General features: G+C 57.9%; 20 protein-coding genes. 18 read left to right on the top strand and 2 right to left on the bottom strand.

Annotated features, from left to right (window positions below; genetic code table 11):
* Positions 1–50: 50 nt before the first annotated feature.
* On the top strand, positions 51–2,696 hold the full coding sequence (topA, locus tag ACR0LW_RS10250) for a type I DNA topoisomerase (protein WP_480882588.1): 2,646 nt from the start codon (positions 51–53) through the stop codon (positions 2,694–2,696).
* On the opposite strand, the gene ACR0LW_RS10245 is transcribed toward topA, so the two are convergent.
* Complete coding sequence (locus ACR0LW_RS10245; RefSeq protein WP_480580256.1) at positions 2,693–3,277, bottom strand: TetR/AcrR family transcriptional regulator; 585 nt, start codon at positions 3,275–3,277, stop codon at positions 2,693–2,695. The genes topA and ACR0LW_RS10245 overlap by 4 nt on opposite strands.
* Before the next feature lie 65 nt (positions 3,278–3,342).
* On the opposite strand from ACR0LW_RS10245, the gene ACR0LW_RS10240 reads away from it, so the two are divergent.
* From ACR0LW_RS10240 to ACR0LW_RS10230, 3 genes are all read left to right on the top strand, one after another.
* The gene (locus ACR0LW_RS10240) at positions 3,343–3,771 is read left to right on the top strand and encodes a VOC family protein (protein ID WP_480882586.1); all 429 of its coding nucleotides are present in this window, start codon (positions 3,343–3,345) and stop codon (positions 3,769–3,771) included.
* Positions 3,772–3,858: 87 nt separating this feature from the next.
* Positions 3,859–4,563: a CoA transferase subunit A gene (locus tag ACR0LW_RS10235; protein ID WP_170454246.1), complete on the top strand. Its 705-nt coding sequence runs from the start codon at positions 3,859–3,861 to the stop codon at positions 4,561–4,563.
* Complete coding sequence (locus tag ACR0LW_RS10230) at positions 4,563–5,189, top strand: CoA transferase subunit B (RefSeq protein WP_170520578.1); 627 nt, start codon at positions 4,563–4,565, stop codon at positions 5,187–5,189. Before ACR0LW_RS10235 ends, ACR0LW_RS10230 begins: the two co-directional genes overlap by 1 nt.
* A 43-nt stretch (positions 5,190–5,232) precedes the next feature.
* On the opposite strand, the gene ACR0LW_RS10225 is transcribed toward ACR0LW_RS10230, so the two are convergent.
* Positions 5,233–6,099, bottom strand: coding sequence for a lytic transglycosylase domain-containing protein (locus ACR0LW_RS10225; protein ID WP_480882585.1), 867 nt, complete (start codon positions 6,097–6,099; stop codon positions 5,233–5,235).
* Positions 6,100–6,452: 353 nt separating this feature from the next.
* Here ACR0LW_RS10225 and ACR0LW_RS10220 point away from each other — a divergent pair, with 353 nt between their 5' ends.
* The 14 genes from ACR0LW_RS10220 (at position 6,453) to ACR0LW_RS10155 (ending at position 21,421) form a co-directional block, all read left to right on the top strand.
* Positions 6,453–6,686: a Flp family type IVb pilin gene (locus ACR0LW_RS10220; protein ID WP_480882583.1), complete on the top strand. Its 234-nt coding sequence runs from the start codon at positions 6,453–6,455 to the stop codon at positions 6,684–6,686.
* Between the two features lie 273 nt (positions 6,687–6,959).
* Positions 6,960–7,301: a hypothetical protein gene (locus ACR0LW_RS10215; RefSeq protein ID WP_170632696.1), complete on the top strand. Its 342-nt coding sequence runs from the start codon at positions 6,960–6,962 to the stop codon at positions 7,299–7,301.
* Between the two features lie 270 nt (positions 7,302–7,571).
* On the top strand, positions 7,572–8,450 hold the full coding sequence (cpaB, locus tag ACR0LW_RS10210; RefSeq protein WP_170454253.1) for a Flp pilus assembly protein CpaB: 879 nt from the start codon (positions 7,572–7,574) through the stop codon (positions 8,448–8,450).
* A 193-nt stretch (positions 8,451–8,643) separates the two neighbouring features.
* The gene (locus tag ACR0LW_RS10205) at positions 8,644–10,017 is read left to right on the top strand and encodes a type II and III secretion system protein family protein (RefSeq protein ID WP_170454255.1); all 1,374 of its coding nucleotides are present in this window, start codon (positions 8,644–8,646) and stop codon (positions 10,015–10,017) included.
* Between the two features lie 16 nt (positions 10,018–10,033).
* Complete coding sequence (locus tag ACR0LW_RS10200; protein WP_170454257.1) at positions 10,034–10,660, top strand: OmpA family protein; 627 nt, start codon at positions 10,034–10,036, stop codon at positions 10,658–10,660.
* 200 nt (positions 10,661–10,860) lie between these two features.
* Positions 10,861–12,096 (top strand): AAA family ATPase, encoded by a 1,236-nt coding sequence (locus tag ACR0LW_RS10195; RefSeq protein WP_170454259.1) that lies wholly within the window; start codon positions 10,861–10,863, stop codon positions 12,094–12,096.
* Between the two features lie 24 nt (positions 12,097–12,120).
* Positions 12,121–13,557 (top strand): TadA family conjugal transfer-associated ATPase, encoded by a 1,437-nt coding sequence (locus tag ACR0LW_RS10190; protein ID WP_480580243.1) that lies wholly within the window; start codon positions 12,121–12,123, stop codon positions 13,555–13,557.
* A gap of 11 nt (positions 13,558–13,568) precedes the next feature.
* Positions 13,569–14,537 carry a type II secretion system F family protein gene (locus ACR0LW_RS10185; RefSeq protein ID WP_170454263.1) on the top strand — a complete coding sequence of 323 codons (969 nt, stop codon included), beginning with the start codon at positions 13,569–13,571 and terminating at the stop codon, positions 14,535–14,537.
* Positions 14,538–14,547: 10 nt separating this feature from the next.
* Positions 14,548–15,522, top strand: coding sequence for a type II secretion system F family protein (locus ACR0LW_RS10180; protein ID WP_480882579.1), 975 nt, complete (start codon positions 14,548–14,550; stop codon positions 15,520–15,522).
* Positions 15,523–15,532: 10 nt separating this feature from the next.
* On the top strand, positions 15,533–16,114 hold the full coding sequence (locus ACR0LW_RS10175; protein WP_170520572.1) for a tetratricopeptide repeat protein: 582 nt from the start codon (positions 15,533–15,535) through the stop codon (positions 16,112–16,114).
* A 29-nt stretch (positions 16,115–16,143) separates the two neighbouring features.
* On the top strand, positions 16,144–16,998 hold the full coding sequence (locus tag ACR0LW_RS10170) for a tetratricopeptide repeat protein (protein WP_480882577.1): 855 nt from the start codon (positions 16,144–16,146) through the stop codon (positions 16,996–16,998).
* Positions 16,999–17,544, top strand: a complete 546-nt coding sequence (locus ACR0LW_RS10165; protein WP_480882575.1) for a prepilin peptidase — start codon at positions 16,999–17,001, stop codon at positions 17,542–17,544.
* Positions 17,545–17,661: 117 nt separating this feature from the next.
* Positions 17,662–18,969 carry an ATPase gene (locus ACR0LW_RS10160; RefSeq protein WP_170454273.1) on the top strand — a complete coding sequence of 436 codons (1,308 nt, stop codon included), beginning with the start codon at positions 17,662–17,664 and terminating at the stop codon, positions 18,967–18,969.
* Positions 18,970–19,009: 40 nt separating this feature from the next.
* Complete coding sequence (locus ACR0LW_RS10155) at positions 19,010–21,421, top strand: ligase-associated DNA damage response DEXH box helicase (RefSeq protein ID WP_480882573.1); 2,412 nt, start codon at positions 19,010–19,012, stop codon at positions 21,419–21,421.
* The last annotated feature ends 10 nt before the right edge of the window (positions 21,422–21,431 follow it).

Here is a 21,431-nt window from a genome sequence, read left to right as displayed (position 1 = left end):
TTGCACGGCCATACAAAGCGCAAAGCCCGTCGAACGAGGATTCCTCTTAAATGCCCGTAGTTGTTGTAGAATCTCCGGCCAAAGCAAAAACGATCAACAAGTATCTTGGCCCCGACTACACGGTTCTGGCCTCATACGGTCATGTTCGCGACCTGCCGCCCAAGGACGGATCTGTCGATCCCGACCATGAATTTTCGATGAAATGGGAGGTTGGCAATGACAGCCGCAAGCATGTCAAAGCCATCGCCGACGCGCTGAAGGAAGACAACGCACTGATCCTCGCCACCGACCCCGATCGCGAGGGCGAGGCGATCAGCTGGCACCTGCAGGAGGCGCTGACCAAGCGCCGCTCGATCAAGAAGGACACGCCCGTCAGCCGCGTCACCTTCAACGCCATCACCAAAGAGGCGGTGACCGAGGCGATGCAGAACCCGCGTCAGGTCGACATGCCGCTGGTCGAGGCGTATCTGGCGCGTCGCGCGCTGGACTATCTGGTGGGCTTCAACCTCTCTCCGGTTCTGTGGCGCAAACTGCCAGGAGCCCGGTCGGCGGGCCGGGTGCAATCGGTCTGCCTGCGCCTGATCGTCGAACGCGAGATGGAGATCGAGGCGTTCAAACCGGTCGAATACTGGTCGGTGCGCGCGCTGTTCGAAACGCCGCGTGGCCAGACCTTTGAGGCGCGTCTGGTCACTCTGGCCGGGAAGAAACTGGATAAGCACGATCTGGCCAACGCCACACAGGCGGAACTGGCGGTTCAGGCGATCACCAGCCGCGCACTCAGCGTTACCTCGGTCGAGGCGAAACCGGCTGCCCGCAACCCCAGCGCCCCATTCATGACGTCGACCCTACAGCAGGAAGCCAGCCGCAAGTTCGGCATGGGCGCACGCCATGCGATGCAGGTGGCGCAGCGGTTGTATGAGGCCGGCTATATCACCTATATGCGGACCGACGGCATCGACATGGCACCCGAGGCGGTGGCCGCCACGCGTGAGACAATCGCGGATCGTTATGGTTCCGAATATGTGCCAGACAGCCCGCGCATGTATAAGAACAAGGCCAAGAACGCGCAGGAAGCCCACGAATGTATCCGCCCGACGGATATGTCGCGCGACGCCAAGGCGCTGAAGGTCACCGACGAAGATCAGCGCAAACTTTACGATCTGATCTGGAAACGCACCATTGCCTGTCAGATGGCCGCTGCACGGCTGGAACGCACAACTGTCGAGATCGGCAGCGATGACGGGCAGGTCGGCCTGCGCGCTACCGGTCAGGTGGTGCTGTTCGACGGGTTCATGCGCGTCTACGAAGAAGGCCGCGACGATGTGGCCGATGACGACGAAAAGCGCCTGCCGCAGATCATGCAGGGCGATCCGGCGCGGTTCGCCAAGCTGTCGCTGCGTGATCAGTTCGCAAAAGCCGAAGATAAAGCCGCCATTCTGTCCGACAACGAAGCCGTGCTGGCGCTGCAACATCACACCCAGCCCCCCCCGCGCTATACCGAGGCCACGCTGGTCAAGCGGATGGAGGAATTGGGGATCGGTCGCCCCTCGACCTACGCCTCGATCGTGACAACGATTCAGGACCGCGAATATGTTCGCAAGGACAAGAACCGGCTGATCCCCGAGGAAAAGGGCCGGATCGTCACGATCTTCCTGCTGAATTTCTTCCGTCAGTATGTGGGCTATGAATTCACGGCCAATCTGGAAGAAGAACTGGACGACGTCAGCGCCGGTGACCGCGACTATAAGGACCTTCTGGGCAAGTTCTGGCGCGACTTCTCGGCCGCGATTGGTGAAACGTCGGAACTGCGCATTTCAGAAGTGCTGGACAGGCTGGACGAAGCGCTTGCGCCTCAGCTGTATCCGCCGCGCGAGGACGGGTCCGATCCGCGTGTCTGCCCAAAATGCGGCGTGGGCCAGTTGCATCTCAAAACCTCACGCACCGGCGGCTTTGTCGGTTGCGGCAACTATCCTGAATGCAACTACACCCGTCCCATCGCAGGTGAAGGGGCCGAGGGCGAGGAACGTCTGCTGGGCGAAGATGCCGGGGACGAGATCTGGCTGAAATCCGGGCGGTTCGGTCCATATGTTCAGCGCGGCGAACCGACGCCAGAGAACAAGAAACCTCCGCGCGCCTCGCTGCCCCGCGGGTGGAGCAAGGATGACATGGATCTGGAAAAGGCGCTGACCCTGCTGTCCCTGCCCCGCCAGATCGGCGAACACCCCGAGGGCGGCATGATCACCTCGAACTTTGGGCGGTTTGGGCCTTACCTGATGCATCAACTGGCCGACGAGGCAAAGCCGGTTTACGCCAACCTCAAAGACCCCAACGATGTGTTCGAGATCGGTATGAACCGCGCCGTTGAACTGCTGGCCGAAAAACGCGCCAATCCGGGGCGCGGCCGTCGGGCTGCGGCCAAACCTTTGAAAGAGCTGGGCGAGCACCCCGATGGTGGCGCGATGCAGGTCCTGGACGGACGTTATGGGCCCTATGTGAAATGGGAGAAGGTGAACGCCACCATTCCCAAGGACATCAAGCCCGAAGACGTAACGCAAGAGATGGCCATCGAACTGGTCAACGAGCGGGCGGCGAAGAAGGGCACCAAGAAAAAGGCGGCCCCAAAGAAGAAAGCCGCAGCCAAAAAGACGGCGACCAAGAAGACGGCAGCCAAGAATACAGCGGCCAAAAGCTCTTAACTGCGCGTTGCGGCCTCGATCAGTCGGGTCATGACCTGAACATAAGGCTTTTGCGGTTGCCCTTGGGCAATGGCCAATGCCGCGCGGTCGTAAGCGGCCGACAAGACGTCGGAGAGCGCCTCAAGTTCAGCGGAATCAGCTTGCGGCAACGCGGCCGCAAGCCCCTCGTGCAGGCTTCGGCGTCCGCCGCCCGCATCGATGGCCACCATTTCCGCGTGTCCCAGCACGGCGGGGCCGTCGATCAGTAACAAACGAGCCCGTCCGGATACACGCATGGCCTGAAAGAACGCCATGCTGCCTGCAGTCATCGGCGCCTCGCTCGTGGACTGTGCGCTTTTGTCGATCGCTTGCGCCAAGGCTTCAGCCTCGGCCCTGACAACAGCGCGGAAGAGGTCCTGCTTGTCCGTAAAGTGATGATACAGCGCGCCACGCGTGACATTTGCGGCGCGCACGATCTCGGGTGTCGACGTGTCCGCATACCCTTTTTCAACAAACAGCGCGCGGGCGTGTGAAATCAGACGGGCACGCATCGCTGCGCGACGATCTGCATTCGGGACGGGTGTCGTAGTTTTTTCTTGCATACAAACAGCCTGTATGTTTATTTCAACATACATACAGATTGTACGTAAATTTGAAGGAGCGCAACATGAAGACCACACAATATTACCCCGTCATCCAAACAAACGATGTGCAAGGCACTGCCAAATTCTATCAAACTCACTTTGGGTTCAGCCCTGCCTTTGCCGCCGACTGGTACGTTCACCTGCAATCTGACACGGACCCCAGCGTCAATCTGGCGATTCTGGATGCCCATCACGACACTATTCCAGCCGCTGGGCGTGGCTGTGCCGCCGGGCTGATCCTGAATTTTGAAGTCGCCGACGCAGCAGCTGAGTACAAGCGTTTGACACTCGCTGGTCTGCGAATTCTGAAACCGCTCTGCGATGAAGATTTCGGTCAACGGCACTTTATCGCTGCTGACCCCAACGGGGTACTGATTGACGTCATCACCCCGATCCCGCCCTCTGCCGCCTTTGCGGAACAATACAGCGCAGATGCTTTGCCGACCGGGTAGAAATACCTACGCGCTTTGGTTTCATTGACTTCCCAATGACGTGGCGGCACAACCTGCGGCATCACCGTGTCATTGGGGGAGTTTTCCATGAAGAAAATCTATGCCAATGCCTCTGAGGCACTCGACGGAGTGCTGTCGGACGGCATGCTGATTGCGGCTGGCGGGTTCGGCCTGTGCGGTATTCCCGAACTGCTGCTGGATGCGATCAAACAATCCGGCGTGCAAAACCTGACTTTCGCGTCTAACAACGCGGGCGTCGACGATTTCGGCATCGGTATTCTGCTGCAGACCAAGCAGGTCAAAAAGATGATCAGCTCGTATGTCGGTGAGAACGCAGAATTCATGCGTCAATATCTGAGCGGCGAGCTGGAGTTGGAGTTCAATCCGCAAGGCACTTTGGCTGAACGGATGCGGGCTGGCGGCGCGGGCATCCCCGGGTTCTACACCAAGACCGGCGTCGGCACCGTGATCGCCGACGGCAAAGAGCACAAAGACTTCAACGGCGAAACCTACATCATGGAAGAAGGTATTTTTGCCGATCTGGCCATTGTGAAGGCGTGGAAAGCGGATGACACGGGCAACCTGATTTTCCGCAAGACCGCTCGTAACTTCAACGTCCCTGCTGCGACCTGCGGCAAGATCTGCGTGGCCGAGGTGGAAGAGATCGTGCCGCGCGGCTCGTTGGACCCTGACCAGATCCACCTGCCCGGCATCTACGTGCACCGCATCATTCAGGGCGATCATGAAAAGCGCATCGAACAGCGCACCACCCGCAAGAAGGAGGACGCATAATGCCCTGGGACCGCAATCAGATGGCCGCCCGCGCGGCGCAAGAGCTTGAAGACGGCATGTATGTGAACCTCGGCATCGGCATTCCGACGCTGGTGGCAAACTATGTGGGCGACAAGGACATCACCCTGCAATCCGAGAACGGTATGCTGGGCATGGGCCCTTTCCCCATTGAGGGGGAAGAGGATCCCGACCTGATCAACGCAGGCAAGCAGACGATCACCGAATTGTCCCGCACCTCGTATTTCGACAGCGCCACGTCCTTTGCTATGATCCGGGGCGGCAAGATTGCTGCGGCGGTGCTGGGCGCGATGGAGGTCGACGAAGAAGGCGATCTGGCCAACTGGATGATCCCCGGCGTGCTGGTCAAGGGTATGGGCGGCGCAATGGACCTGGTGGCCGGTGTGGGCCGTGTGATCGTTGTGATGGATCACACCAACAAACACGGCAAATCCAAGCTGCTGAAAAAATGCACCCTGCCGCTGACCGGCAAGAAGGTGGTGGACCGCATCATCACCAATCTGGGCGTTCTGGATGTGGTCGAGGGCGGTCTGAAGATTATCGAATTGGCCGAGGGCGTGACCGAAGACGAAATCCGCGCCGCAACCGAAGCGCAATTGGTCAACTGAACCAGACTAAAAAAGAAAGCCCGCCATTCAGGGCGGGCTTTTTCTATCTGCTGGTCTGAAACACGCACCCGTCCGAGATCAGATCGGGCGGTGTGGTGCACAAAGCCCGCGCAATCTGAAACGCCGCCAGAACTTTGGGCACATAGTCCCGCGTTTCCGCATAAGGCGGCACTCCGCTGTGTTTGCGCACCGCGCCCTCGCCCGCATTGTAGCCAGCCAGAACAAGAATCGGGTCGTTCCCGAACTCTTCCATCAGCCAGTTCAGGTATTTCACCCCCCCGGAAATGTTCTGACCGGGCTGGAAGCTGTCGCTGACGCCGAACCGAGCCGCCGTTGCGGGCATCAACTGCATCAATCCCTGCGCGCCTGCGGAACTTACGGCATCGGCGCGCCCGGCGGACTCGACGGCGATCACGGCTAGGACCAAAGCAGGCGAGACGTTGGTCCCAACGGTCGAGCGCAGAATCTCGATCCCCTGCTCTTGCGCGATGTTCTGCAATGTCTGCAAACGGGGGGACCTGACGCTGGTCGCGGCCAGCGCGTTGATCGCATCATCCAGACGCCCCGCCCCAGCCTGCGCCATCTCGGGCGACACGCGATCCCAGAACGCCTTGTAGGACCCTTTGGGATTGCTTTTGACGCCTGCATCAGGCGCGGTGGCGGGCGGAACCTTGGCGCGTTTGATAATTTCTGGCACCACAAGCTCGGTGCCGGTGCTGGGCGCAGAGGGCCGTGCTGCGTGTTCTTCAGGTGAAATCTGCACGGTCACGCGCCGACGCTCGCCCGGCTGTGGTGCCTTGATCCTTTTGTATACGCCACGGGGTTCGGGCTCGGTCGCGACCGCGGGCGCAACACCAGATGCCAGAAACGCCAGTGCACCGGCGCATGTAAGTGCGTCCCGGAGATTCATTTGCCTGCCTCATGTTCTCTTTTTAGGTGATTTGAACCTCAAAACGTCCCGCAAGGCCAGAAAAACAAAGCGAATTGGGGCAATTTCGCCTCATTTGGCGCAATTTTGCACCGCCCACCCCTGTATCACATCGATTGTTTGTATTTTTATTTGTTGATTTTCAATGCTTTACGCAAATCGTATCTAAAAAGTTAAGGTTGACGAAAAAAAATATACGTTTGGCCCAATTCCTGCCACGCGCAACGGGCAAACATAGATGCATACCGAGACGGACTGGAGCGGACTGAGAGAGAAAGCTCTGAAACACGCCAAGGTTTAACAGACTTATTTTGATCCTTTAGGAGGGACGTAACATGATCAAGTTCTTCAAGAACTTCCGCAAAGACGAAGACGGCGCAGTAACAGTTGACTGGGTTGTTCTGACCGCAGCAGTCATCGGCCTGGCAGCCGTTGCATACAACCAGATCGAAGGCGGCGCGACCGGCCTGGCGACTGACGTGAACACCGCTCTGAACGCAGCGACCATCTCGACCGGCGACAACACCGGCGCAGAAGGCGGCATCACCGGCGCTGGTTCGAACAACTAAGCCAGCGCTTCGCAAAAAACAAACCGCGCCAGTTTGGCGCGGTTTTTCTTTTTGGTGCACAAACATCAATTAGCTGCACGCTAGACTTTGCACGCAAGGGTCTCTTTTTCTGACGGCTCAAAGTGAGAAATCCGGCAATCCTCGGACTAAGGCGTGAAATTCAATCTTTGGCCGCATTTCCGCCACTGACATCACGCTAAAATGAACCCAGGAAACTTGCACCCGGAAATAGGGCTATTGGGCTCTCGGGAACTGAGAGGGCGGAGAGGAAACATGCTCAGATTCGTTAACCGATTTTCGAGAGAAGAAGAAGGTGCCATCACCGTTGATTGGGTTGTGTTGACCGCCATGATCATTGGGCTGGGCTCGGCATTGTTTTTTGCTATCTCCACTGCGACGGACGACTTCGGCGGGAATGTGAACACAGCCCTAACAAGCGCAACCATTAGCACTGGTGACAACGACAACGCCGGCGGTATCACCGTTGCCGGCACCGCTGGCGGAAGCTCAGGGGCTGGATCATCTGGTGGTAGCTCCAGCGGAGGGTCTTCTTCGGGCAGCAGTTCCAGCGGAGGATCGTCTTCAGGTGGCGGAACAGTGGGTGGCGACGGCTAAGGCCGGACACAACTTCCCAGAAAATGAACGTGTTGATACGACCGTTGTTAGCGTGGCTTTGACGGTCGTTTTTTGCGCACCCCGCCAAACGAAGTTGCGCCCTCTCTTCCTCCTAGGTTCGGCTGCAATCCTGTAGACGAATAGTAAGAATCCACGCTTACTGGCAATTTTGTCCCACATTTCGACACAATTGCCGTTTAGGAATAATGCTGTTCAAAAGTCGCGCTACTGTCGCTAACTTTTTGACCGACGAAATTATGAGGTGCATACATGCGAGCGGTATTCGGACTTGTTCTGATTGTCGGGGTGGCTTTGGCCGGGGGCGCGGTTTACATGGCGCGCAACTATATTGCCGAGTACCAGAATGAACTCGCCCGCCAGAAGCAGGCAGCGGCCGAAGCGCTGGCGAATGCTCAGGTCGAAGTTGTTCCAACGGTGACGGTATACGTTTCGAATCGACCTCTGAAATATGGTGAGCGCCTGACACAGGAAGATGTGCGTGCCGTCGACTGGCCCGAAAACGCGATCCCGGAAGGCACGTTCACTGAAATTGCGGCCCTGTTCCCAGAGACCGGCCCGCAAGAGCGCTTTATTCTGAGAACAATGGAAAAAGACGAGGCCATTCTGGCCGTTAAGGTCACCGAACCTGGTGAGAAGGCCGGGCTGACGTCTCGCCTTGAAAAAGGAATGCGCGCTTTTGCCATCAGCGTTGATGTGGCATCCGGCGTTTCGGGTTTTCTGCGCCCTGGCGACAACGTGGACATTTACTGGACCGGCTCCAGCGGTACGACCGAAGGGAACACCGGCGGGATCACGCGCTTGATTCAGACGAGCATTCAGCTTGTTGCCGTGGACCAAAGCACAGGTTCAGATGTGACAGGGACAACGATTGCACGAACTGTCACCGTCGCAGCCACACCGGAACAGGTCGCTGCGTTGGCTCAGGCACAAAACACGGGCCGGCTTTCTCTTGCCCTTGTAGGGGTTAGCGATGAATCGGTTGCAACTGCGATCGAAGTCGACCAGCGAAAGCTCTTGGGTATCGAAGAGACAGCGCCTGCACCGGAAGTCGCCAAGGAACAGATTTGCACCACGCGCATCCGCCGTGGCGGCGATACGTTCGAAACCCAGATCCCCTGTACAAACTGACGTCAATTCAGAGCGTTACAGGTTAAGAGCCGCGCCATTCGCGCGGCTCATTTTTTTGTTATTGTTGCCTATTGTCCACATAAACAAAATTCCAGAAACCATTGATTATTGCAATAAATTCGGAATTCGCGCAGTCTTTTGAACCATAGGGCATAAGACCCAAAAACGAGGCGTGATCGGAGAGGCAGGTCACATGACAATACGTTCCTGGATCAGCGCAACCCTGCTGGGGTTGACGCTTGTTGTGGGCCCGGTCGGCGATGCCGCCTGGGCTGAAACCCTTCGCGTGGTCAAAAAGGGCACAGTGGAAACACTGGAAGTTCCAATGAACCGCGCGATCGTTGTTGAAAGCGAGCAACCTTTTGCAGAACTCAGCATTGCCAACGCGGGCATTGCTGATATTTCGTCGCTTTCCGATCGTACCATTTATGTTTTGGGTAAAGCACCCGGTCTGACGACACTGACGCTGTTTGACGGCGCCGGTATGCTGTTGGCCAACGTTCGGGTCCGAGTTGCCCCGGATGTGACCGAGTTCAAAGAGCGTTTGCGCCAGATCCTGCCCGCCGAACCGATTGAGGTTCGCACAGCGAATGACGGCATCGTTCTGTCCGGTACGGTTTCAAGCGCAGCCAAACTGGCCCGCGCACTGGAACTGGCGGAACGTTATGCGCCTGAGCGCGTTTCGAACCTGATGTCTGTTGGCGGCGTCCAGCAGGTCATGTTGAAAGTGCGGTTTGCGGAAATGAACCGCTCTGTCGCGAAAGAGCTCTCTTCAACGCTTTCTATCGCAACCGATGACTTTGTTGGTGGTTTCAACCCGCAAAACCTCGTGCCGCCTGTCACTGTTGAAAACGGTGTGCTGCTGTTTGGCTTCGGGGTCGGGTCGGCGCAGGTCAATCTGCTGTTGCAAGCCTTGGAAACCAAGGGCCTTGTCCGCAACCTTGCTGAGCCGAATCTGTCAGCTCTGTCCGGTCAGGAAGCGTCCTTCCTTGCGGGCGGCGAGGTTCCAATCCCGGTTCCTCAGGACGATGGTGTCGTGGCCATCGAATTCAAACCCTTCGGTGTCGAAATGCTGTTCACGCCACGGGTTGTGGACGGCGATCTGATTAATCTTGAAATGGGCACGTCGGTATCTAGCATCGACACCAGCTCAAGCTTCACGATCAACGGGGACAACGTTCCCAGCTTTATCGTGCGTCAAGCAAAGACCACCGTGGAACTGCGCGACGGTGAGAGCTTTGCCATCGCCGGGCTTCTTCAGGACAACTTTGTCGATCAAGCCAGCCAAGTTCCCTGGCTGGGCGATGTTCCCGTCCTTGGCGCCCTGTTCCGCAGCGCCGATTTCCAGCGGGATCAGAGCGAACTCGTTATCATCGTCACCGCACATCTGGTGTCACCGATACGCGGCGAGGCGCTTGCTCTGCCAACCGACCGTGTCAAGCCACCCAGTGAGTTCGACCTGTTTATAAACGGTAAGACAGCACGCACGACCCGCGCAGGCGTAGGTGCCGCTTCTGAAGTCGCCAAGCAGGATTTCGGCAGCTCATACGGCTACGTCCTGGATTGATGAGGAGGATAGACCAATGAACAAGTGGATCATCACACTGGGTCTTACGGTCGCCGTCTCGGCCTGTACACGTGAGGCCGGTTACGAAGCCGACCAAGGGGCCTTTGGCAACGCGACGCTCAACAACGTTCAGGTTTTGAATGGTGAACTGTCTTATGCTCAGATCCTGAGCCGTCGCTTTGCGGCCGATGTGCCCAGTCAGATCAACTTTGCCTTCGACAGTTCGCAACTGGATGCATCCGCCCAAAGCATTTTGTTGCAGCAGGCAGACTGGATCAAACAATTCCCCGAGGCGCGGTTCCGGGTCTATGGGCACACTGATGCCGTCGGTTCGAACAGCTACAATCAGAGCCTGGGTTTGCGCCGGGCGCAGGCAGCGGTGAATTTCCTGGTCCAACAGGGTATTTCCCGGTCCAGACTGGAAGCCGTCGTATCCTTCGGTAAAACCCAGCCCCTGGTTGCTACTTCGAATCGAGACCGCCGCAATCGCCGCACAGTGACCGAAGTGTCAGGCTTTGTGGACGGTGGACCGCAGACGCTGGACGGAAAATACGCAGAAGTCATCTATCGCGAATACGTCGAAAGCGCGACGCGACCGAGTTACATTGAAGATACCTCCAATGTTTCCGGAGATGGTGGATAATACGACAGAAATGGGCGACATCGTCGCCCATTTCCCTACAATTGGTTCTTTTGCGCCAAATTCTCGCCCAACTTCACAGCGACATTGTCAACAATTGGGTGACCTGCGGCCTGAATTGACCGCATAGGGGCGACAGCAAATCAACCGGCACGATATCCGTCCGCAAGAGAAGCTGGCCTCTCTCAACGAGGATATTGTTTATGACCAGCGCGACGCCGCAAGATGACAACACCGGTATCTTGGCTTGCACGATCAGCCGGGATGTCCAGAACTTCGACCTGCTCATCGAAGACATGGAAGCCGCGCTGGGCGAACGATGGGGTGATCTGGGCTTTGCCGAAGCGCTGGCCTTTTTCAGCCAGCCCGAAGCCGAATCACTGCAGTTTGTTGCGCTGGCCATAGATGGCGAGGATGAAGACAACCTGTCTTTGATGGGCGAGATCATCACCCAGGCAAAAGACAAAAAAATCAAAGTGGTCCTGATCGCCGAGGACGTCACACCTGCTGCCCTTCACCAGTTGCTGCGCAAGGGCGCGGACGAGTTTGTCCCCTACCCTCTGCCCGAAGGCGAATTGCAGGAAGCTATCGAGCGGATGAACCAACCCGACCCGGTTGCCGTTGCGCAAGCGGCCGCGGTGCCGCTGGCGGGCGGAGATGCCAAGGAAGGTGCCCTGTTCGTTGTGCATGGTCTGGCCGGTGGTGTCGGATCGACCACAATGGCGGTGAACCTTGCGTGGGAGCTTGCCTGTGTTTCCGACAAGGACGCACCGACTGTTTGCCTGATCGATCTGGATCTTCAATACGGCACCGTTTCCACATACCTGGATCTGCCGCGTCGGGAAACTGTGTTCGAAATGCTGTCGGATACGGCCAATATGGATGATGAGGTCTTCTCGCAAGCGCTTCAAAGTTATGAAGAAAAGCTGCAGGTGCTGACAGCGCCCTCCGATATGGTGCCGCTAGACCTGATCACGCCGGAAGACATTCAGCGCGTCATCGACATGGCGCGCAAGCATTTTGACTATGTCATCGTGGACATGCCCAAAACGCTGGTTCTTTGGTCTGAAACCGTTTTGCAGGCGGCGCATGTTTATTTTGCCATGATCGAGCTGGACATGCGGTCGGCCCAGAACGCGCTGCGCCTGAAACGCGCCTTGCAGGCCGAAGAACTGCCCTTCAACAAGCTGCGCTTTGCCCTGAACCGTGCACCCAAATTCACCGACCTGAATGGAAAAGGCCGGGTCAAACGTATGGGCGAAAGCCTTGGGATTTCGATCGATCTGCAACTGCCGGATGGCGGTAAACCCGTGATGCAAAGCGGCGATCACGGTCTGCCCTTGGCAAGTTCTGCGGCAAAGAACCCATTGCGCCGCGAATTCGCAAAACTTGCGAAATCACTTCACAGCCTGGGCAGCAGCAGCGCCGAGGCCGCGTAAAACCATCCCAAGGGGGGATAAGCCGTGTTTTCAAGATACAAGAAACAGCCCGAAGCGCAGCCAGTACAAGCGCCGACGAAAGCGTCTGAAGCGGCTGCACCGGCAGCGGCCCCTACCCCAAACGCCGTGGCCCGCAAACCACTGCAAAAGAAATCGGCCGAGGCGATGGGTTCGGACCGCGACCGCAAACGCAAAGAGCGTCTGGGCGAGATTAAGATCGAACTGCATCGCGAACTGCTGGAAAACCTGAACCTCGCAGCGTTGGAGAACGCAGGTGAAGCGGAACTGCGCGCGGAAATCAGCGCAATCGCCAGCGAAGTGCTGGAAGCCAAGAACATTGTTCTGAACCGCGACGACCGAACCCAGCTGAACAAAGAGCTCTACGACGAAGTCACCGGCCTTGGCCCGCTGGAAACGCTTCTGCAGGACGACACGGTCAACGATATTCTGGTCAATGGTCCGCAGCAGATCTTTGTGGAACGCGCCGGTAAGCTGGAACTCAGCGACATCACGTTCAAGGATGAAAAGCACCTGATGCGGATCATCGACAAAATCGTGTCCGCCGTGGGCCGTCGTGTTGATGAATCAAACCCTTATGTTGACGCCCGTCTGGCCGATGGCTCGCGTTTCAACGCGATGGTGCCGCCGATTGCCGTCGATGGTTCGCTGGTTTCCATTCGTAAGTTCAAGAAAGACAAGCTGGGCATTGACGATCTGGTCAATTTCGGCGCGTTCACCGAGGAAATGGCCGCCTATCTGCAAGCTGCGGTATCGACCCGTCTGAACATCATCGTCTCGGGCGGTACGGGTTCGGGTAAAACGACAACGCTGAACGCGCTGTCCAGCTTTATTGATGACGCCGAGCGCATCCTGACCATCGAGGATACGGCGGAACTTCAGCTGCAACAGACACATGTAGGCCGGATGGAAAGCCGCCCGCCCAACGTGGAAGGCAAAGGTGAGGTCAGCCCGCGCGACTGTCTGAAAAACGCCCTGCGTATGCGCCCCGACCGCATCATCGTGGGCGAGACGCGTGGCGCCGAGGTGATCGACATGCTGCAGGCCATGAACACCGGTCACGACGGATCAATGACCACGATCCACGCCAACTCGGCCCGCGATGGTATCTCGCGTCTGGAAAACATGATCGCGATGGCCGGGATTGAAATGCCGATCAAGGCCGTACGCAGCCAGATCTCATCCGCTGTGAACCTGATCGTGCAAGCCAGCCGTCTTCAGGACGGTTCGCGTCGCATGACTTCGATCACCGAAATCACGGGGATGGAAGGCGACGTGATCTCGATGCAGGAAATCTTTAGGTTTCAACGTGTTGGCCTGACACCCGACAACAAAATCATCGGGCATTTCACCGCCACGGGTGTGCGCAGCCACTATTCCGAACGCTTCCGTCTGTGGGGCTTTGATCTACCGGCGTCGATCTACGACCCAACCACAATGTAGGAGAAACTTACATGCAAGTGCCTATGGAGGCGATCATCTATGTCGCCATCTTTGTGGGGGTTCTCGCCTTGGTCGAAGGCATCTATCTTGTCGCCTTCGGCAAGTCGATCAGCCTGAACAGCCGCGTCAACCGTCGCCTCGACATGCTGGAAAAAGGCGCCGGGCGCGAGCAGGTGCTGGAACAGCTGCGCAAGGAAATGCAACAGCATATGAAATCGCAGAGCATCCCTCTGTATTCATTGCTGGCAGACAAGGCGCAGAAGGCGGCCATCGCGTTCTCGCCCCGCCAACTGATCATGATCATGTGCCTTGTGTCAGTTGTGGCATTCATGGGGCTGAGCATCGGAACCGCCACTGAGATGGTTCTGCGCGTCGCCATCTCGATCGCGATTGGCGTTGGTGGCGTCTACGCCTGGGTCAACCACAAGGCCAAAAAGCGCATGGGAATGATCGAAGAGCAATTGCCTGACGCTGTTGAACTGATGGTACGCTCGCTGCGGGTTGGTAACCCGTTTGTGTCGACTATTCAGGTGGTTGCGAACGAAGTGCAGGACCCGCTAGGCACCGAATTTGGTGTCATCGCGGATGAATGCGCCTATGGTCGCGACGTGGGCGAAGCGCTGAAGGATATGGCCGAACGTCTGGATATGCAGGACTTGCGGTTCCTAGCGGTTGCCGTGGGTATCCAACAGCAATCCGGTGGCAACCTTGCTGAGATTTTGGCAGGCCTGGCCCAAGTCATTCGCGCCCGGTTCCGCCTATTCCGCCGCGTCAAGGCGATCACGGCCGAAGCGCAATGGTCCGGTAAATTCCTGTCCGGCTTCCCAATCTTCTGTCTGGTTTTCGTTTTGGTAAAAGATCCCGGATACTACGACGAGGTTCTGGACCACCAGTGGTTCATCCCGGCCTGTTTCATCGTTGGTATCATGCTGACGCTGAACCTGATCGTCATGAAGATCATCACAAACATCAAGGTCTGAGGTCGATCCCATGGAGTTTCTGACAAAAATCAATGATTTGCTTACGGAGAACTTGGGAGAGTTTGGCCCTCTGATCGTGGTTGGAATTCTTGGCCTTGTCCTGATCGGTGTTGCTGTCTCGCTGATTATGAGCCAGCCCGAGGATCCACTCAAAAAGCTTCAGCGCGCCAATGCGGCACCAAAGGCAACCAAGAAGGACAAGAAAGACAAGCTGCGGCACGGCAGCCAGAATGAGCAGCTTGAGAAATTCGCAACTTTCCTTGAGCCGAAGGACCAGGAAGAATACTCGGCCGTCCAGCTGAAACTGAGACAAGCAGGTTATCAGTCCAAGGACGCGGTTCGGTTTTTCCACTTTGCGCAGTTCGCCCTAGGGATCATTGGTATTGTTCTGGGCGTTCTGTTGATAACCGTGTTTTCCGGTGACCAGGAATTCACCACTCAGCAAATGGTCATCCGGGTGCTGTTGCCGGGCGGCGTGGGATACATGATCCCGAAATACTGGATCACGCGCCGGGTCGCCGAACGGCAAGAGGCAATCACGTCCGGGTTTCCTGATACCCTCGACCTTATGCTGGTCTGTGTCGAAGCAGGGCAGTCCCTTGACCAGGCCATCGTGCGCGTCGCAAGTGAAATGAAATCTTCCTACCCCGACATCGCTCAGGAATTTGAGGTCGTCGCCTATGAGATGAAGGCCGGTAAGGACAAGGACACCGTTCTGCGGGACTTTGGAACCCGCTGCGGCGTGCAGGATGTCAGTTCATTTGTGACCGTGATGATCCAATCGGCAACATTTGGTACATCGATTGCCGAAGCTCTGCGGGTTTATGCCGGTGAAATGCGTGACAAACGGGTCATGCGGGCAGAAGAAGCCGCAAACAAGTTGCCTACGAAAATGACTCTGGTCACAATGATGCTGACGGTGCCGCCGCTGTTGATCATTCTGGTCGGCCCCTCGGCAAACGTGATTTCGAGCTTCGGTCGCTGATGGATCGCTTATGAAAACAAAACCCAGGTGCGTCCGGTCCCGGCTACGCCGATTGCTTCAAGCCACTGTGGTCATCGCCACGGTGGCTTCTTGCACTGAAGGCGGTCTGTCCAACGGACTGGATGCGCCGGGCGTCGATCCCAAGGGCAAGTCGGTCGACCACATCACCGTTGGCAACCGGTTGATGGCGGCGGGCGAATACGAACTTGCGTTGGAAAGCTTTACCCGCGCCGCATTGGATCAAGGGATGACCCCGGAGGTCCTGACCTCGATGGGAACCGCCAATGTTGGGCTGCGTCGATTGGGTCAGGCGGAGCCCCTACTGCGGCAGGCGGTCGAGGATGATACGGACTGGCCCATCGCCTGGAACAATCTGGGTGTTCTGCTGATGGAATTGCAGGAATACCCCGAGGCTGCTCAGGTCTTTCAACGGGCCTTTGCGCTGGACAATGGCGAAAGTGACGCAATTCGCGACAATCTGCGCTTAGCACTCGCAAAAATGGAAAATCCTGTTAATAATACCCCCCAAGAACAAGAATATACGCTGGAGCAGCTTGGCGACGGGCAATTTACGCTACGCAAAATCCAGTAATCGAGGCAAGAGCAGTAAAGGACGCAAAAATGCGCCACCAATTCTTGATTCCATCCCTCATTCTCAGTGGGCTCTTTCTAGCCGCTTGCGAAAAGGAAACCGCCGAAGAAAAGGTTGAACGCACGTTTCAGGAAGTGAACGTCATCGACGAAACCAACCTGAACGATGTTTTGCTGAACGCAGCCGACCCGAATGAGGCGGTGACCTATTTCCACAACGCAGCCAGCAAAAGCCCCAACCGGATCGACCTTCAACGCGGTCTGGCCATTTCACTTGGGCGCGCCAAACGCACGACCGAGGCGGTATCGGCCTGGAAACGCGTGACGACCATGAAAGGGGCCAACAGCTCGGACAAGGTCGAGTACGCGGATGCGCTGGTCAGAAATGGTGATTGGGCGCAGGCGAAATCGGTTCTGGACACGGTTCCGCCAACCTATGAGACGTTCAAACGTTACCGGCTTGAGGCGGTCGTGGCCGATTCCAGAAAAGAATGGAAACGCGCAGACCATTTCTATGAAACTGCGGTTGGCCTGACCACGCGCCCGGGCAGCGTGATGAACAACTGGGGGTTCTCAAAACTCTCACGCGGGCAATACGCCGAGGCCGAGCGTTTGTTCACCGATGCGATCCGGCAAGACAGTTCGCTGTTTACCGCAAAGAACAATCTGGTTCTGGCCCGCTCTGCACAGGGAAATTACAGCCTGCCGGTTGTTCCCATGTCACAGATCGAACGGGCGCGCCTGCTGAACACCATGGGGATCTCGGCTGTGAAACAGGGCGACGTGACCACAGCCAAGAACCTGTTCCGCGAGGCGATCTCGACCCATCCGCAGCATTTCGACGAAGCCGTCCGTTCGCTGCGTGCGCTTGAGGAATCCACCTAAATGGACATCCCTGTTCGGGCGGCGGTGTGGTTTCTGCCGTTCATTCTGCCGATCTGTTTCTACGTCGCCTTCACCGATATGCGTGAGATGCGGATCAAGAACCACGCCGTTGTGGCTTTGGCGTTGGTCTATGTGGTTGTCGGGCTGATCGCCCTGCCCCCGTGGTCGACCGGCACACTCAGCGGAAAGCTGGGGCCATTCCCCGTCGCCTTTCCGCCTTATGTCTGGCAATTGCTGCATCTTCCCGTGATCCTGATCGCCGGAATGGTCCTGAATGCCATCGGTGCTGTTGGCGCGGGTGATGCCAAGTTTCTGGCGGCGGCTGCACCGTTTGTCTGGGTTCAGGACTTGGGTGTCGTGCTTGCGATTTTGATGGCAACCGTGTTGGGTGCCGTAGTCACACATCGGCTGGCCCGCCACACCCGCTTGCGCGCAATCGCGCCGCATTGGGAAAGCTGGGACCGGGGCAAAAAGTTCCCGATGGGCCTTGCCCTTGCCGGGGCTTTGTCGATGTATTTGATTTTGGGCACTGTTTACGGTTCGTAAACTATCATCACCGCGCCATGTCGCTGCCTTGGTCCCGCCATAAAGCTGGGCCAGATTTCCCACAAGTCGCCCGTTTGCGGGCATTTGTGTGATTTTTTGGATGGACGAGCGTCGCTCATGAATATGCAAGCTTCCTCTGTTATGGCCCCTCCTGCCCCCAAAGGTTTGGGGGAGATGCAGCTCCCGCTGGTGATGATGCGGGACATTCTGCTGAAAACGATCTTCCGTAAGAACGCCAGCACTGTGTCCGAAGTTGCCGAGGCGGTCTGCCTGCCCGGTTCGGTCACGCAGGAACTGATCGACATCGCGCGCGAACAGAAACTGATCGAAGCCACAGGCACCCTGAACGCCAATAGCGGCAATGAGATGGGCTATCAGCTGACCGATGCAGGCAAGGCCCGCGCATTGGACGCGCTTAGCCAGTCTGAATATTTCGGCGCGATGCCGGTGCCGCTGGACGTTTATCGCGAGCAGGTCAAGCGCCAGTCGATCCGAAACATTCAGGTCACGCGTGAGCAATTGGTCGGTGCCATGGGCCATCTGGTCCTGCCCGATAGCCTGTTGGACCATCTTGGTCCGGCGGTCAGTGCGGGCCGCTCGATCCTGATGTATGGCCCTCCGGGCAATGGTAAATCCTCGATCTCGAACGGTATCCGCGATGCTTTGGGCGACAATGTCTATGTGCCCTATGCTATCGAATATGCCGGTCAGGTAATCACCGTCTATGACCCGATCGTGCACACCGCGATCGAGCAGGAAGCCGACGACCCCAACAGCCTGCGCCGCCGCAAACGGTTCGACTCGCGCTATGTGCAATGCGAACGCCCCACCGTTGTAACGGGTGGTGAACTGTCGCTGTCCATGCTGGATCTGGTCTACAACCCCACCGCGCGGACCTATCAGGCCCCGTTGCAGTTGAAATCGACCGGCGGCATCTTCATCGTGGACGACCTTGGCCGTCAGGCGGAACCGCCGCAGGCGCTGGTCAACCGCTGGATTGTTCCGCTGGAAGAGAACAAGGATATCCTCGGCCTGCAATCGGGTGAAAAGTTCGAGGTGCCGTTTGACACGCTGGTCATCTTCTCGACCAACTTCCACCCGAACGAGATTTTCGACCAAGCGGCCCTGCGCCGGATCTTTTTCAAGATCAAAATCGACGGCCCGAACCAGGAGAACTTCCTGAAAATCTTCGCCATGGTGGCCCGAAAACGCGGCATGCCGCTGGATGAGGCCGCTCTGGTCCACCTGTTGAAGGTCAAATACCCGACCATCGACAATATCTATGCGAACTATCAGCCGATCTTCCTGATCGATCAGATGATCTCGATCTGCGAATTCGAGGGCATCCCTTATCAGATGAGCCCCGACCTTATCGACCGCGCCTGGGCCAACATGTTCGTCAAGGACGAGAAAATCGTCAAATAACGCCGTGCCATTCCGGCACGAGGGCGGTTAATCTGCGCCCATGACGCAGATTCCCGCCCGGATCACCGATTGGTTTTCGGCCAAAGGCTGGTCCATCCACCCCCATCAGCAAGACATGTTCGACCGGGCGCGTGATCCGGCCACGCTGCTGATCGCCCCTACCGGGGGCGGCAAGACAATGGCCGGGTTTCTGCCGTCTCTGGCCGAGCTGGCCGAGGGCGCACATAGCGGGTTACACACGATCTATGTCTCACCGCTGAAAGCCTTGGCGGCGGATATCAAACGCAATCTTCGCACGCCGGTGGATGAGATTGGCCTGCCCATCCGCATCGAAGATCGAACCGGCGATACATCCGCGACGCAAAAGAAACGTCAGCGCGCTGACCCGCCCCATATTCTGCTGACAACACCTGAAAGCCTTGCCCTGCTGACCTCTTATGAGGACGCTCCGCGCATGTTTGATGGGGTGCAGAGGGTGATCGTGGATGAAATCCATGCCCTTGCCGAAAGCAAACGTGGGGATCAGTTGATGCTGGCGCTGGCTCGGTTGCAAACCCTATGCCCCGATCTGCGCCGCGTCGGCCTGTCGGCGACGGTCGAAGACCCCGAAGGGATCGCCCGCTTTCTGGCGCGGCACCCGGACCCGTGCCGGATCATACAGGCCGACCCCGGCCCTGACCCCGACATCGCGATGCTGGCAACCGAGGAAATGCCCCCGTGGTCGGGTGGCGGCGCGGCTTATGCGATCCCGGCAGTGCTGGAGCAGGTCCGGCGGCACAAGACCACGCTGATCTTTCACAATACCCGCGCGCAGGCCGAGATTTTCTTTCACAATCTGTGGCTTGCCAATGACGAAGGGCTGCCCATCGGCATTCATCACGGCAGTCTGGACCGTCAACAGCGTGAACGGGTCGAGGCCGCCATGGTGCGTGGTGATCTGCGGGCCATCGTCTGCACCGGCTCTTTGGATCTGGGCATCGACTGGGGGGATGTCGATCTGGTCATCCAGATCGGTGCGCCCAAGAACGTGAAGCGATTGGTGCAGCGGATCGGGCGGGCGAACCATCGCTACAACGCGCCGTCCAAGGCCCTTTTGGTGCCTGCCAACCGGTTTGAAGTGGTGGAATGCGTCGCCGCGCTAGAGGCTGCAAAAGCGCATGAACTGGATGGCGAGCCACGCGGCGCAGGCCCCCGCGATGTGCTCTGCCAGCATATCCTGATTGCGGCGGCGGCGGGGCCGTTCGAGGCTGACGCACTGTTCACGGAAATGACCTCAGCCGGGCCTTTTGCCGATCTGACCCGTCCGGAATTCGACGCGTGTCTGGAGTTCTGCGCAACCGGTGGCTATGCCCTGCGCGCCTATGACCGCTGGCAGCGGCTGCTACAGCGTCCCGATGGGCTGTGGCAGTTGCGCGACCCCCGCGCCGCCGCGCGCATCCGTATGAACCTTGGGACGATTCAGGACACCGACACCCTGAAAGTGAGCCTGAAACGCAACCGCGGCGGCAAGCCATTGGGCGAAGTCGAGGAAGGCTTTGCCGCCTCGCTCACGCCCGGAGACACCTTCCTGATCGGCGGCCAGATCGTGCGCTATGAAGGACTGCGCGAGATGGTGGTCGAGGTCAGCCGCCGGGCCGAAAAAAAGCCCAAGATCGCCACCTTCATGGGGACGAAATTCGCCACCTCGACCCAGCTGAGCGACCGTATTCTGCGCATGTTCGCCCAACCCGACTGGCCGCAACTGCCCCGCCACACCGCCGACTGGCTGGCCCTGCAACGGGACATGTCCCGCCTGCCCCAGCGCGACCGCCTGCTGATCGAGAGCTTTCCCAGCGACGGGCGCGAGCATCTGTGCGTCTACGGCTTTGCCGGACGCAATGCGCAGCAGACGCTCGGCCTGTTGTTAACCAAACGGATGGAGGAGACGGGTCTGGCCCCCCTTGGCTTTGTCGCCACGGATTATGCCACCCTGATCTGGGGTCTGGACGCGGTCACGGACCCCAGCCCGCTGTTCCGTCTGGACGCGCTGCGGCAGGGGTTGGACACGTGGCTGGCGGGAAATGCCGTCATGAAACGAACCTTCCGCGCCTCGGCCACAATCGCTGGTCTGATCGAGCGCAACACGGGCGGGCAACGCAAAAGCGGGCGGCAGGCGACGTTTTCATCGGACATCCTGTATGACACGCTGCTGAAATACGACCGGGACCACCTGTTGATGCAAATCACCCGCGAAGAAGCCATGCGCGGTCTGGTCGATTTTGGCCGGATCGAAGCGATGATCGCGCGTATCGGCGACCGGATTGATCTGATGCGCCTTGATCGGGTTTCACCGCTGGCGGCACCGCTGTTTCTGGAAGTCGGCAAAATCCCGGTCAAAGGCGCGGCCGAGGAACGCTTGCTGGCAGAGGAAAGTGCCCGCCTGCTGGAAGCCGCCGGGCTGGACAATCTGTAAAATACCTTGC

It is taken from the genome of Ruegeria sp. N4, assembly GCF_056531425.1.
The sequence above is the reverse complement of the archived record's forward strand: the minus strand, read 5'-3'. Positions and strand labels throughout refer to the sequence as shown.